This window comes from Nocardia sp. JCM 34519.1 (genome assembly GCF_020361265.1).
Lineage (GTDB): Bacteria > Actinomycetota > Actinomycetes > Mycobacteriales > Mycobacteriaceae > Nocardia > Nocardia arthritidis_A.
This window is the reverse complement of record NZ_JAIRBR010000038.1, coordinates 18,702-34,256: the sequence shown is the minus strand read 5'-3', so window position 1 is coordinate 34,256 and position 15,555 is coordinate 18,702. Positions and strand designations below refer to the sequence as shown.

At 68.6% G+C, this 15,555-nt stretch carries 1 protein-coding gene; it reads left to right on the top strand.

The window, feature by feature from the left end; genetic code table 11:
• On the top strand, nt 1-15,425 hold a 15,425-nt coding region (locus tag LGY53_RS42640; protein WP_255670286.1), incomplete at its 5' end, for a non-ribosomal peptide synthetase.
• Between the last annotated feature and the right edge of the window lie 130 nt (nt 15,426-15,555).

Sequence of the window (15,555 nt, the reverse complement as noted above, 5' to 3'; positions counted from 1 at the left end):
TCCGTGGTTTCCGGATCGAGCTGGGGGAGATCGATGCGGTGTTGGCCGCGCACGAGACCGTGGATTTCGCGGTGACCGTCGGACACGAGCTCGACAGTGGCAGCACAATTCTCGTCTCCTACGTGCACGCCGCCCGCGGAATGGTCGCCGACGCCGCGGAATTGGCGGCGGTGGCCGAGCGCACCCTGCCCGCGCATATGGTGCCGACCGTCATCATGGTGCTCGACGAGATCCCGCTCACCCCGGTCGGGAAGCTGGATCGAGCCGCGCTACCGGTGCCTCGGCTGCGCACCAAGACATTTCGCGCCCCGGTCGGCCCGCTGGAGGAGTTGGTCGCCGACAGCTTCGCCGAACTGCTCGGGCCGGGTGCGCCGGTCGGAGCCGATGACGACTTCTTCGAACTCGGCGGCAATTCGCTGATCGCCACCCAGGTGGCGGCCCGGCTCGGCGCCGCCGTCGGGGCGCGGGTGCCCGCCCGGCTGATCTTCGAAACGCCGACCGTCGCCGGGCTGGCCGAGCGGCTCGAACCGCTGAAGGGCACCGGCGGGCGGCTCGCGCTGGCGCCGATGGAACGGCCCGAGCGCATCCCACTCTCGCTGGCACAGCAGCGGATGTGGTTCCTCAACCAGTTCGACACCGCCTCGGCCGCCAACAACATTCCATTCGCCGTTCGCCTGTCCGGTGCGCTGGATGTGGCGGCGCTGCAAGCGGCGGTCGCCGATGTGATCGAGCGCCACGAGACTTTGCGTACGGTCTACCCGGCCGTCGACGGCACCGGCTACCAGGTGATTCTGCCCGCCGCGCAGGCCGTTCCGGATATCGCGCCCAAACCCGTTGCCGAGCACGAACTTCCGGAGTGGCTGCACGGGTTGGTGCGGGCCGGCTTCGACGTCTCCGCGGAGGTGCCGCTGCGCATCGCGCTCGCCGAACTCGGACCTGCCGATCACGTGATCGTCGTCGTGGTGCACCACATCGCGGCCGACGGCGCGTCGGTCGCGCCGTTCGTCCGTGACCTGTTGCGCGCGTTCCTGTCCCGGCGCAACGGCGCGAAGCCCGCGTGGGCGCCGCTGCCGGTGCAGTACGCGGACTATGCGCTATGGCAGCGCGAGGCGCTCGGCGACGAAGAAGATCCGGATTCGCCTGCCGCCGCGCAGATCGGTTACTGGCGTGCGGCATTGGACGGCATTCCGGACCGGCTCGACCTGCCCGCGGACCGGCCGCGGCCTGCCGTCGCCTCCGGGCGCGGCGGGGTATTCGGCTTCGAATTCGACGCCGAGATCACCGCGCGCGTACGGATGCTCGCCCAGCGCACCGGCGCCACCGAATTCATGGTGGTGCACGGCGCTTTCGCGGCACTGCTGGCCCGGCTGTCGGGTACCACCGACATCACGATCGGCACGCCGGTGGCCGGTCGTGGTGAGGCCGAGCTGGACGATCTGATCGGTATGTTCGTCAATACGCTTGTGCTGCGCTCGCGCATCGACCCCGGCGCCTCGTTCGAGCAGTTGCTCGCGGAAACCAAAGCGACCGATTTGGCGGCGTTTTCGCATGCGGAGTTGCCGTTCGAGCGGTTGGTCGAGGTGTTGGATCCGGTGCGTTCGCAGGCGCATCATCCGTTGTTTCAGGTGGCGTTGTTTTTCCAGAATATGGATAAGCCGACCTTGGCGTTGCCTGGTTTGTCGGCCGAGGCTGTCGAATTCGATGGTGCGGTGGCCAAATTCGACCTGCAGCTCACCGTGGTGCCGCGCGCCGAGGACGGCTGGTCGGCCCAGTTCACCTACGCGAGCGACCTGTTCGACGAGCCGACCATCGCCGGGTTCGCCAGGCGGCTGGTGCGACTGCTGTCGGCCATCACGGCGGAGCCGGACCGGGTCGTCGGCGATATCGACCTGCTGACCCCGGGGGAGCGGGAACGGGTTCTGCTGTCCTGGAACGACACCGATCATCCGGTGCCCGCGGAACTGCTGCTGGACGGCTATCGCCGGGCGGTCGCGGCGCATCCGCACGCGGCCGCGATCTCCTACGAGGGCGTTGAGCTGACGTACGGTCAGTTCGATGAGCGGGTGAATCGGCTTGCCCGGTTGTTGATTTCGCAGGGCGTTGGTGCGGAATCGTTGGTGGGGCTCGCGGTTCGGCGCTCGTTGGATCTTGTTGTCGGTATGTATGCGATCCTCACGGCCGGTGGTGCGTATGTGCCGTTGGATCCGGATCATCCGGCCGAGCGCATCGCCCACATCCTCGACACCGCCCAACCGGCTTGCGTGGTAACCACTTCCGCCGATGTACACGCGGTGGCGGGTGCGCGTGCCGTGCTGGCTATCGACACCATCGACCTGTCCGGATTCGACGGCACGCCGGTGCGCGAGAACGAACTGCTGCGTCCGGTGCGGGCCGGGCATCCGGCCTATGTGATCTTCACGTCGGGCTCGACGGGTAAGCCCAAGGGCGTCGCGGTTTCGCATGCCGCCATCAACAATCAAATCAGCTGGATGCTGGCGGAATATCCGCTCGGCAGCTCCGATGTGTACCTGCAGAAGACCGCGACGACGTTCGACGTGTCGCTGTGGGGTTATTTCATGCCGCTGCGGGTCGGCGCGAAACTCGTCGTGGCCACTCACGATGGTCATCGCGATCCGATGTATGTCGCGGACATGATTGTGGCACAGCAGGTTACGGTCACCGACTTCGTGCCGTCGATGTTGACCGTTTTCGCGGCGCACACGCGGCCGGGTTCGATTCCGACGCTGCGGGACATATTCGTCATCGGTGAGGCGCTGCCGCCGGAAACCGTCACGGCGTTGCGCGCGGTATCCGATGCGGCGGTGCACAACCTGTACGGGCCGACGGAGGCCGCCGTTTCGGTGACCTATTGGCCCGTCGGCGCGGCGGACGACCGGTCGGTGCCGATCGGACTGCCGCAGTGGAATACCCAGGTGTACGTGCTGGATTCGCGGCTGCGTCCGGTGCCGGCCGGGGTGCCGGGTGAGCTCTACCTGGCCGGTCACCAACTGGCGCGCGGATATGTGCGGCGGCCCGACCTGACCTCGGATCGGTTCGTGGCCAACCCCTTCGGCTACGGCGAGCGCATGTACCGCACCGGCGATCTGGTGGTCTGGCGGGAAAATATTGCGGGCGCCGGTGTGCTCGACTACCTGGGCCGCACCGATTTCCAGGTGAAGTTCCGCGGTCAGCGCATCGAACTCGGTGAGATCGAGATCGCGCTGCTGGCACAGCCTTCGGTGAGTCAGGCCGTCGCGGTGGTGGCGCCGTCGGCCCTCGGCGATCAGCTCGTCGCCTACGCGGTGCCCACGCCGGGCGAGCGGATCGACCCGCCACGGCTGCTGGCGGCCGTGGCGGAAACCCTGCCCGCATATATGGTTCCGGCGGCCGTTGTGGCGCTGGACGCCTTTCCGCTCAACGCGAGTGGCAAGCTCGACCGCCGGGCGCTGCCCACACCGGCATTCACCGCCAAGGCATTCCGTGCGCCGTCGACACCGGTGGAGGAGATCGTCGCCGAGATTTTCGGTGACGTGCTCGGGCTGCGCCGGGTCGGCGCGGACGACGATTTCTTCGCACTCGGCGGCAACTCACTGGTCGCCACCCGGGTGGTCGCGCGGCTGGGCGCGGCCGTCGAGGCGCGCGTTCCCGTCCGCACGCTGTTCGAATCCCCGACCGTCGGCGCGCTTGCCGCCGCGATCGAATCGCGGACGCACGGCGAACGCGGTGTGCGCCTGGGTGATATCGCCCGGCCCGAGCGCCTGCCGCTCTCGCTGGCGCAGCGGCGGATGTGGTTCCTCAACCGGTTCGATCAGGCCGAAGACGGTGCGGCGGCGGCCGGTTCGGCCGCGTACAATCTGCCGTTCGCGCTGCGATTGACCGGTGCGCTCGATGTCGCCGCGCTGGCGGCCGCGCTCGACGACGTGGTGGCGCGGCACGAGATCCTGCGCACCGTCTATCCCGAAACCGTCGACGGCCCAATGCAAGTGGTGCTCTCGGCGGGCCAGACCGCACTTGCGGTTACCCCGCGCCGAGTTCGGGCGGACGAGGTGGCCGGTGCGGTCTACCAGTTGGCGGCCACACCGTTCGACGTCACGGTCGAGGTGCCGATCCGGGTGCGGCTGTTCGAAATCGCCGACACCGTACCGGCGGAATACGTGCTCGCGGTAGTCGTGCATCACATATCCGCCGACGCGTCGTCGGTGGCTCCGCTGGTGCGTGATGTGATGGTGGCGTATGCGGCGCGGACGGCGGGTGAGGTGCCGTCGTGGGCTCCGTTGCCGGTGCAGTACGCGGATTACGCGCTGTGGCAGCGTGCTGTGCTCGGCGACGAATCGGATCCGGAGTCCGTTGCCGCGCAACAGATCACATTCTGGCGTGCGCAGCTGGCCGAGCTACCTGAGCTGTTGGAGCTGCCGACCGATCGGCCGCGGCCCGCGGTGGCCACGTTGTCGGGTGCGCGGGTGGATGTGTCGATTGATGCGCAAACCCATTCCGGGTTGGTGGATTTGGCGCGTGCGCATGGTGCGACGCTGTTCATGGTTGTGCACACCGCGCTCGCGGTGCTACTGGCCCGTCTCTCCGGCACAACGGATATCGCCATCGGCACTCCGGTGGCTGGTCGTGGCGAGCGTGAACTCGACGATTTGATCGGCATGTTCGTCAATACGGTGGTGTTCCGCACCCGGTACGACGGCGGCGAATCATTCGGTGAACTGCTGGGTAGGCAGCGGGAGATCGATCTTCAGGCGTTCGCGCATGCGGATATTCCGTTCGAGCGTCTGGTGGAGGTGTTGAATCCGCGTAGGTCGACGGCGCATCATCCGCTGTTCCAGGTGGGTCTCTCGTTCCAGAATCTGGCCCGCACCGCACTGGAACTGCCAGGGCTCACGATCGCGGGAGTCGATGCGGATCTGGATGTTTCGCAGTTCGATCTGCACCTCGTCGTTGCCGACGGCTACGACGAGGCCGGGCGGCCGACCGGTATCGGCGGCTTCTTCACTTATGCGACAGATCTTTTCGACGCGCGGACGGTGCGTGGCTTCGCCGACCGGCTGTCCCGCGTCCTGGCCGCGGTCGTCGCCGACGCGACACGGCCGGTCGGCGATATCGAGCTACTGACCGCGGGTGAACGCACCGAGGTGCTCGCGACATGGAACGCCACCGCACACGCCGTCGACGGCACCGCGACGTTGGCGACCTTGCTCGACCGGACCGTCGCGGCGCATCCCGAGTCGATCGCCTTGGTCGCTGACGCAGCCGATGGTGCGCCCCACCACCCCTCATCGACGCTCACTTATGCCGAGCTGGACCGACGGGTGAATCGCCTGGCCCGCCACCTGATTTCGCTCGGCGTCGGCCCGGAGACGCGGGTCGCGCTCGCGCTGCGCCGGTCCGTCGACCTCGTCGTCGCGATGTACGCGGTGACCAAGGCCGGTGGCGCGTATGTTCCGGTCGATCCCGATCAGGCTCCCGAACGCACGGCGTACATTCTCGCGACGGCCCGGCCTGTCCGCGTGCTGACCGATACCACCCTTAACTCCGAAGACGATTCGCGCGTCGTGCGGTTGGACCAACTCGATCTGCGCACCGTCGACAGCGGCCCGATCACCGACGCGGAACGCACCCGACCGTTGACCGCCGACCATCTCGCATACCTCATCTTCACCTCCGGCTCCACCGGCAAACCCAAGGGCGTCGCGGTGACGCATCGCGCCATCGTCAATCAATTGCTGTGGAAGACCGCGGTATTCGGCCTGGGCACCGATGATGCGGTGTTGCTCAAGACGGCCGCCACCTTCGATCTTTCGGTGTGGGAGTTCTGGTCCACGGCGGTTTCCGGCGGTCGCACCGTCATCGCCGCGCCCGACGGGCAGCGCGATCCGGCGTATCTCGCTGAGCTGATGGCGCGCGAGGCCGTCACCATCCTGCACGCGGTGCCGTCGCTACTCGACGCGCTACTCGTGCATGCCCCGAATCCGGATGCGCCACATCCGGATTCGGCCCTGCGACGGGTGCTGGCCATCGGTGAGGCGCTGCCCGCGGCGCTGGCCGCGCGGTTCCGTGCGGCACATCCCGAGGTGGAGCTGTTCAACCTGTACGGCCCGACCGAGGCGGCGGTCTCGATCACCGCGCATCGGGTGACCGATGCCGACGAGTCGTCGGTGCCGATCGGTGCGCCGGAGTGGAACGGCAGAGCATACGTGCTCGACGCGCGACTGCGGCCGGTTCCGGTGGGCGTTTCGGGCGAGTTGTATTTGGCCGGAGCACAATTGGCCCGCGGCTACTTCGATCGCCCCGAGCTGACCGCGGAGCGATTCGTGGCCGACCCGTTCGACGCGGGTTCGCGCATGTATCGCACCGGAGATCTGGTCGCGTGGAAAGCCAACGGCGAGTTGGACTATCGCGGACGCACCGATTTCCAGGTGAAGATCCGGGGTTTCCGTATCGAATTGGGTGAGATCGAGGCGGCGCTGCTATCGCGCCCCGAGATCGGCCAGGCCGCGGTGTTGGCGAAATCCGATACGCGCACCGGTGATCGGCTCGTCGCGTATGTGGTGCCCACCGGCATCCTCGATATCAACGCCATGAAGGCGGAATTGTCGGCGGTGCTGCCGTCGTACATGGTGCCCTCGACGTTCGTGACCATGGCCGCGCTGCCGTTGAACGTGCACGGCAAGCTGGACCGAAAGGCATTGCCGGAACCGGAGTTCGAGGCCGCGGCGTTCCGCGCGCCGTCGACGCCGATCGAAGAGATCGTCGCGAGCGTCTTCCGCGACGTGCTCGGCGGCGAACGGGTCGGCGCTGACGACGATTTCTTCGCACTCGGCGGGAATTCGCTGCTGGCCACCCAGGTCGCGGCCCGCATCGGGGCCGCCCTCGATACCCGGGTGCCGGTCCGCACGCTGTTCGAGGCGCCGACCGTCGCGGCCCTGGCCGTCAAGGTCGAACACACCGCCGCCGACCACCGCCGTATTCCGCTCACCCCACAGCCGCGCCCCGACGATATCCCGCTGTCCTTCGCCCAGCGCCGCATGTGGTTCCTGAACCAATTCGACACCACCGCAGCGGTTTACAACATTCCGGTGGCCATCCGCCTATCCGGCGAGCTGGATACCGTGGCCCTGCGGCAGGCCGTCGCCGATCTGGTCGCCCGTCACGAAATATTGCGCACCGTCTACCCGGAAACCCCGAACGGCCCTGTGCAGCGCATCCTTTCGCCGCACGAGGTGACGATCGATCTGGCGCCGGTCCAGATCGGTGAGGAGCGGGTCGCGCACGAGGTGGGCCGCGTCGTCGCGGCGGGCTTCGACGTCACCGCCGATGTACCCTTCCGCGCCAGGCTTTTCCAGCTCGCGGGCAGTGAGTACGTGCTCGCCTTCGTCGCACACCACATCAGTGCCGACGGCTGGTCGATGGGTCCGCTCACCCGCGATGTGATGCTGGCGTACGCGGCGCGCACGGGCGGCGCGGCACCCACCTGGGCGCCGTTGCCGGTGCAGTACGCCGACTACGCGCTCTGGCAGCGCGCGGTCCTCGGCGCCGATGACGACCCGGAATCCCTTGCCGGACAACAGCTCGACTACTGGCGGCGCGAGCTCGCCGAACTGCCGGACGAACTCGGCCTGCCGCTGGACCGCCCACGGCCGGTCGCGCAGAGTTTCGCGGGCGGTCGCTCGGATTTCACGGTGGACGCCGAGGTGCACGCCGCGCTGAACCGGTTGGCTCGCACCAACAATGCGACGCTGTTCATGGTGGTGCATACCGCGCTCGCGGTCTTCCTGGCCAGGATGTCCGGGTCCGAGGACATCGCGATCGGTGCGCCGATCGCGGGCCGCGGTGAGCGCGAACTCGACGAGCTGATCGGCATGTTCGTCAACACCCTGGTGTTGCGCACCGCCGTCGCACCCGGGCGCGGGTTCACCGAATTGCTCGCCGCGAACCGGGAAACCGATCTGCGCGCCTTCGCCAATGCCGACATCCCGTTCGAGCGGTTGGTGGAGGTGCTCGCGCCGGAACGCTCCACCGGCAGGCATCCGCTGTTCCAGGTCGCGCTGTCCTTCGAGAACCTCGCCGCGACGAGTTTCGAACTGCCGGGCCTGAGCTTCACCGCACTCGGCTCCGCGCCGGACACCGCCAAGTTCGATCTGCTGCTGACCATCAGGGAGCAGCGCACCGAAACCGGTGCCGAGGCCGGTCTCGCGGCCGAATTCACCTACGCCCGAGACCTTTTCGACGAGGCGACGGTCGCCGAATTCGGCCGCCGGTTCCGGCGCCTGCTCGCGGCCGTCGCGGCCGGCCCGGATAGCGCGGTCGGCGATTTGGAGCTGCTCGACGATTCCGAACGCGCCGATCTGACCTCGCGCACCGGCGGTCCGGCGGTGCCGCCGCGCACCCTGCCCGAGCTGATGGCGGCCGCCGCGGTGATGAATCCGGATGGGCCCGCGCTGATCGTCAACGGCCGCGCCTTCAGCTACGCCGAACTGGACGCCGCCTCTTCGCAATTGGCGCGCGCTCTGATCGATCGCGGTGCGGGGCCCGATGTGCTCGTCGCCATCGCGCTGCGGCGCTCGATCGAATCGGCGCTCGCGCTGTGGGCGGTTGTGAAGACCGGAGCGGCCTTCCTGCCGATCGATCCGACCTATCCGGCGGACCGCATCTCCCATATGATCACCGATTCCGGTGTGGCACTTGGCGTTACCACGGCCGCCGACATCCTCGACCTGCCCGAGCTGAGCGATGGCGGCTGGGTGGCGCTCGACGACCGAGATTTCACCGTCGAGGTGGCCACCCGCTCGGATCATCCGATCACGCTCGGCGATCGGCGCGGCCCGATCCGGCCCGCCAACGCCGCATACGTCATCTACACCTCGGGTTCCACCGGACTGCCCAAGGGCGTTGTCGTCACCCACGCCGGACTCGCCAACTTCAGCGCCGAGCAGGTCGAGCGCTACGGCGTCGACAGCACCACGCGCGCACTGGCGTTCGCCTCGCCATCATTCGACGCGTCGGTGCTCGAACTGCTGCTCGCCCTCGGTGCGGGCGGCGCGCTGGTGCTCGCACCGCCGGGCACCCTGGGCGGCGACCAACTGACCGAGCTGATCCGGCGTGACCGGGTCACGCACGCCTTCCTGACCCCCTCGGTGCTCGCCTCGCTGGAGCCGGCTGCGCTGTCGGGCATGCGGGTGATCGTGGCGGGCGGCGAGGCCGTCCCCGCGGATCTGGTCGCCAAGTGGGCCGACGGCGGAGATCGCCGCTTCCACAACGGTTACGGGCCCACCGAGACCACCATCATGACGAATATCAGCGATCCGCTGCGCGCCGACGCCCCGCCGACCATCGGCGGCCCGATTCGCGGCATGCGCTCGCTGGTGCTGGACCGCAGGCTGCATCCGGTGCCGGAGGGTGTAGCGGGTGAGTTATACGTGGGCGGAATCCAGCTGGCCCGTGGCTATCTGGAGCGGCGGGCGTTGACGGCCGCCCGTTTCGTCGCCGATCCGTACGGCCCGCCGGGGGAGCGGCTGTACCGCACCGGCGATGTGGTCCGCTGGCGCGGCGGCACGCTGGAATACCTGGGCCGCAACGACTTCCAGGTTAAGGTGCGCGGTTTCCGGATCGAGCTCGGCGAGATCGACGCCGCGCTCACCGCGCAGCGGGGCGTCGATTTCGCGGTCACCGTCGGCCGCGAATCCGCCGCCGGCACAACGATGCTGGTGTCCTACGTGCGCCCGGCCAAGGGCCGGTCGCTCGATACCGCGCTGCTCACCGCCGAATTGGGGCGGACACTGCCGGAATACATGGTGCCGTCGGCCATCGTCGTACTCGACGAGATCCCGCTGACCCCGGTCGGCAAGCTGGACCGGCGGGCGTTACCGCGGCCGGAACTCGCGCCGCGCGCCTACCGCGCCCCGCAGACCAAGGCCGAACAGGTCATCGCCGCGGTGATCGGCGAGGTGCTCGGGCGGGACCGGGTCGGCCTCGACGACGATTTCTTCGCACTCGGCGGCGACAGCATCGTCTCCATCCAGGTGGTCTCCCGCTGCCGCACACGCGGTGTAACCCTCTCGCCCCGGCACGTTTTCGAGCTGCGCACGGTCGGCGCGCTGGCCAAGGCGGCGACCATGGCCGGTTTGCCGGACGAGGCGGGCGAACTGCCGCTCACCCCGACCATCGCCCGGCTGCTGGACGCGGGCCACCGGGTCGAGGTGCGGGCCATCGCGCTCGACGTGCCGGACAACTGCCCGGCCGACGCGGTCTCCGCCATGGTCGACAGTCTGCTCGAGCAGCATCCGCTGCTCTGGGTGCGGCTGGAAGACGATGCGCTGCTGCGGATCCCGCCGCTGGCCGAGCGCGACGGCGAGCACTTCGGCAGGCTGGATCCGGAGCGCGGCGAGACCGCGCTGCCCATCGACGACGTGGTGCTTGCGGCGGCCGACGCGCTGGATCCCGCGGCGGGCCGCAATATCCACTTCGTGCTCACCACCGCACCGAACGCGAAGGTATCGACCCTGGTCGTGGTCGCGAACGGCCTTGTGGTGGACGACATGTCCTGGCGCACCATCGTCGATCAGCTCACCGCGGCCTGGAATCGGGGCAGGCATGCCGCGCCCGCGGCGCCCGAATCGGGGCTCGGGGCACTGGTCCGCACCCTGCACGAGTCGGCGTCGGATCCGGCGACGCTCGCCGAAATACTGTGGTGGCAGCGCGCTCTCGGCCCGGCGCCCGTCCGCGTCGCCGCCGATCTCACCGTGCGCAATCGGGTTTCGCTCGCCATCACGGCGGAGGGCACCGAGGCCGTCGCCGCGGTGGCGGAGGCGTACCACACCACCGTCGACGATGTGCTGCTCACGGCGGTGGCGCTGGCACTGCAGACCGGCGCGGACGAAAAGGTCGCTCGCACAGTGGGTTCGGTTGTCCGGCTGTGCGCGGACGGGCGGGAGATCGGCCGCGCCGACGCCGACAGCATGGTCGGCGGCTTCACCACCGCCTATCCGCTGCCGCTGCGACTGGACGGTATCGATCCGGCCGACGCGCTGATCGGCGGTCCGGCGGCGGGCGAGGCGCTGACACAGGTGAAGGAGGCGCGCCGTGCCGTGCCGTCGCACGGCGTGGGCTACGGCCTGATGCGCCACCTGTATCCGGACGCGGCCTCGGTGCTGCGCACCCTGGACGAGGGGCGTCTCGCGCTGCGCTACCGCGATCTGCGCCCGGCCCGGGTACACACCGACAGCCCGGTGGACGATCTGCTGCTCAGCCTCACCGTGGACGCCACCGATGAGGGTCTGCTCGCCCGATTCGACTATGCCGCGGAGGTATTCACCGGTGATGAGGTGAAGATCTTTGCCGAGCACTGGATCAGGGCGCTCGGTGGACTGGCCGAGCACGGGATGCGTCCGGGTGTCGGCGGTTTCACGCCGTCCGATTTCCCGCTGGTCCGGTTGGCGCAGAGCGATATCGACCGGTTCGCGCGGATCTACCCGGGGCTGTCCGATGTCTGGCCGCTGACCCCGCTGCAGTCCGGCATGCTGTTCCACGCACTGCTCGCCGATACCTCGGTCGACATGTACACCACCCAGTTCGTGCTCGATCTGGGCGGCGAGGTGGATGCGCGCAGGCTGCGCGAGGCCGCCCAGGCGGTTTTGGATCGGCACGACAACCTCCGGGTCGCCTTCGCCGCCGACGCCGATGGCAATCCCGTTCAGGTGGTGCAGGATTCGGTCGAGGTGCCGTGGCGGCAGATCGATCTGAACAATCTGGATCCGGCCGAGGTGGCCGCGGAGCTGGCATCGATCAAGGCCGCGGATCTGGCCGAGCATTTCGATATGTCCGCCGCGCCGCTGCTGCGTTTCGCGCTCATCCGGTCCGGCATCGACGACGCGGGCGCGGCGCGGTACCACCTGCTGGTCACCAGCCACCACATCCTGATCGACGGCTGGTCCATGCCGCTGCTGATGAAGGATCTGCTCACCTGCTACGCCGTCGGCGGCAAATCCCGCCGGCTGCCGCGGGTTCCGTCCTACCGCGACTATCTGGCTTGGTTGGCCGAGCAAGATGTGGAGGCGGCGCGCGCGGCCTGGCGCCGGTCGCTGGACGGCATCACCGAGCCGACACCGCTGGCACCGGTCGATCCGGGCCGCGAAATCGCCTCGGGCGTCGGCGAAGTGGGCTTCGCGCTGGCGCAGGCCGATACGACGGCGCTCACCCGCCTCGCCGCCGGACTCGGCGTCACCGCGAATACCGTGGTGCAGGCCGCGTGGGGCCTGTTGATCGGCCGCTGCACCGACCGCGACGACATCGTCTTCGGCGCAACGGTTTCCGGCCGCCCGCCGCAGCTGGACGGCGTGGAGAGCATGGTCGGCCTGTTCCTGAACGCCATTCCGGTGCGGGTGCGCCTCGGCGCCACCGACACCCTCGGCGGCCTGCTGCGCCAACTGCAGGCCGAGCAGGCCGCCCTGCTGGACTATCACTATCTCGGATTGAGCGATATCCAGGAAACCATCGGCGTAGACGGGCTTTTCGATTCGCTGGTGGTATTCGAATCGTTCCCGGTGGACCGCGAGGGGCTGGAGAAGGCCAGCGCCATCGACGGTATGCGGATCACCGGCGTCGGCGCGGTGAACGGCACCCACTACCCGCTCACCGTCACCGTCGTACTCGACAGCAGGCTGCACGTCTCGATCAAATACCTGCGCGAGGTATTCGACGACGCGGCGGCACAGGCACTGGCGCAACGGCTTTCGACGCTGATCGGTCGCTTCGTCGGCACGCCGCAGGCCAGGATCGCCGATATCGACGTGCTGCTCGACGCCGAACGCACCGCGCTGGCGGCCGCCAATGCCACCGCGGTTCCCGATCTGCTCGACGATGCGACGCTGCTTTCGCTGTTCGACGCGCAGATCGCGCGCACGCCGTACGCGCAGGCCGTTCGCTACGGCGATACCGTCGTCGACTACGCCGATCTCGACGCCAGATCCAGGGTGCTCGCCGCCGAACTCATGCGCTGGGGCGTCGGCCCGGAAACGCTTGTGGCCGTTGCCATGCGCCGCGGCATCGACCTGGTGGTCACCATCTACGCGATCCTGCGGGCGGGTGCCGGGTACCTGCCGATCGATCCCGATCATCCGGCCGAGCGCAACGAGTACGTGCTGCGGGCCGCCGCGCCGCTGTGCGTATTGACAACCACCGGAGACAATTTCACGACCGGTACCGAGGTGCAGGTCGTCGCCGTCGACACCCTGTATCTGCCGCTGGACGTGGTTCCGGTGCTGGACAGCGGTGTCGGCCCGGACAATATCGCCTACGTGGTCTACACCTCCGGTTCCACCGGCCGCCCCAAGGGCGTGACCATCACGCATCGGCAGCTGGCCAACCAGTTCCGCTGGGCGCAGCGCACCTATCCGCACGGCGCCGGGGACGTGGTGCTGCACAAGACGCCGATCACCTTCGATATCGCCACCTGGGAACTGCTGTGGCCCTTGCAGACCGGCGCGTCGATCGTGATCGCCGCACCGGACGGCCATCGCGATCCGGACTATCTGGCCCGGGTGATCCTGGAAAACCAGGTCAGCACGGTGCATTTCGTGCCGTCCATGCTGGACGCCTTCCTGGACCGGCAGGCGGGTGCGTATCCGTCGCTGCGCCGGGTGTTCGCGGCCGGCGAGGCGCTGTCGGGCGATACCGCGGCGCGTTTCGCCGACGGCATGATCGGCACCGAGCTGATCAACTGGTACGGACCGGCGGAGGCCACCGTCGTCACCGCATGGCCCGCGAAAAACGCTGGGGCGCAGCCAGTTCCGATCGGTACTCCGGTGGCCAACACTCAGGTGCATGTGCTGGACCGGCAGTTGCTGCCGGTGCCACCGGGCGCGGCGGGCGAACTCTACGTCGCCGGTGTGCAATTGGCGCGCGGTTATCTCGGCGCCCCGGCCCTGACTGCGGAGCGCTTCGTCGCGCATACGGGCGGCGAACGGCTTTACCGGACCGGCGATATCGTCCGCTGGCACGACGGCGCGCTGGAATATCTCGGGCGCAGCGATTTCCAGGTCAAGCTGCGCGGTCAGCGCATCGAGCTCAGCGAGATCGAAGTGGTGCTCGCGGAATCGGATTCGGTGCGGCACGCGGCGGTTTCGCTGGTGCGCACGGAAACCGGCGACCGGCTGGTCGCGTACGTGGTGCCCGCGGCCGGGCATACGATCGACGAACGCGCGCTGCTGGCGCACGCCCGGGCCGCGCTGCCGTCCTATATGGTGCCCGCGACCGTTGTCGCGCTGGATGCCTTCCCGCTCAACATGAGTGGCAAACTCGACCGCAAGGCGCTGCCCGCGCCGCGATTGGCCGCCCGGCCCTACCGGCCGCCGACCACCGCGCTCGAGCGCACCGTCGCCGAGGTGTTCGCCGATGTGCTCGGCCGGGAACGCGCCGGACTCGACGACGACTTCTTCGAACTCGGCGGCAATTCGCTGGTGGCCACCCGCGCGGTCAGCAGACTGCGCACCCTCACCGGCGCCGAGGTGCGGGTGCAGTGGTTCTTCACCGACGCGACGGTCGAGGCGATGTCCGAGCGCATCGCCGCGGCATTGGCCGAAACCCATGACTACGACCAGGATTCGATGGCCGCGCTCGGCGTGCTGCTGCCGATCCGCACCAGGGTGCCGCACGACACCGCGGCCGCGGAGCCGCTGTTCTGCCTGCATCCGATGTACGGATTGGCTTGGTGCTACGCGGGTTTGGCGCGCTATGTGCCCGCGGCCTTCCCGATATACGGTCTACAGTCGCCCGCGCTGTCCGAGGACGCCTACCTGCCCGGCTCGTTGCGTGAGATGGCGCACCGCTACGTGGCAGAGATCCGCGCGGTGCAGCCGAACGGGCCGTACCGGCTGCTCGGCTGGTCCCTCGGCGGTGTGCTCGCGCATGCGGTGGCCACCGAACTGCAGGCGGCGGGCGAGGAGGTCGCGCTGCTGGCCATGCTGGACAGCCATCCGGAGATCGATGTGTCCGACTTCCGCGCCGCGGTCCGCGACGCGCTCGCCGAACTCGGCATCGGCGCGGACGCGCTGCTGCCCGGCGTCGGCGACGATATCCACGATCTGACCGATGACGCTTTGGCCGCACTGCACGCGATCATTCCCGCCGATATGGCGGTCCTCACACCAGAGCGGGTGCGCAGGATCTATCGCAGCGCGGTCCGCTCGGCCGAGCTCATCGCCGAACACCGGCCCTCGGTATTCCGCGGCACGCTGGACTACTTCAGCGCCGCGGGGCACGAGGCCGCGGCGGCCAGCTGGCAACCCTTCGTCGACGGCGTCATCGACGATCATCCGATCGGCGCCGCGCACGACCAGATGACCTCGCCGGAGGCGCTCGAGGAGGTGGGTCCCCGGCTGTCCCGGCTGCTCGATCCAGGCGTGTCATGGTTGGGGCGGCCGTGAGCGAGCTTGCGAGCGAACCATGGACACAGCGCGCTTCGCTCATGACACGACCGAGCGCCAGCGAGGGAGTGGCGTGAGCGTGTCGCGGCAGTTAGGGCATGATGAAGCCCAGCTAACGCACCGTGAAGTA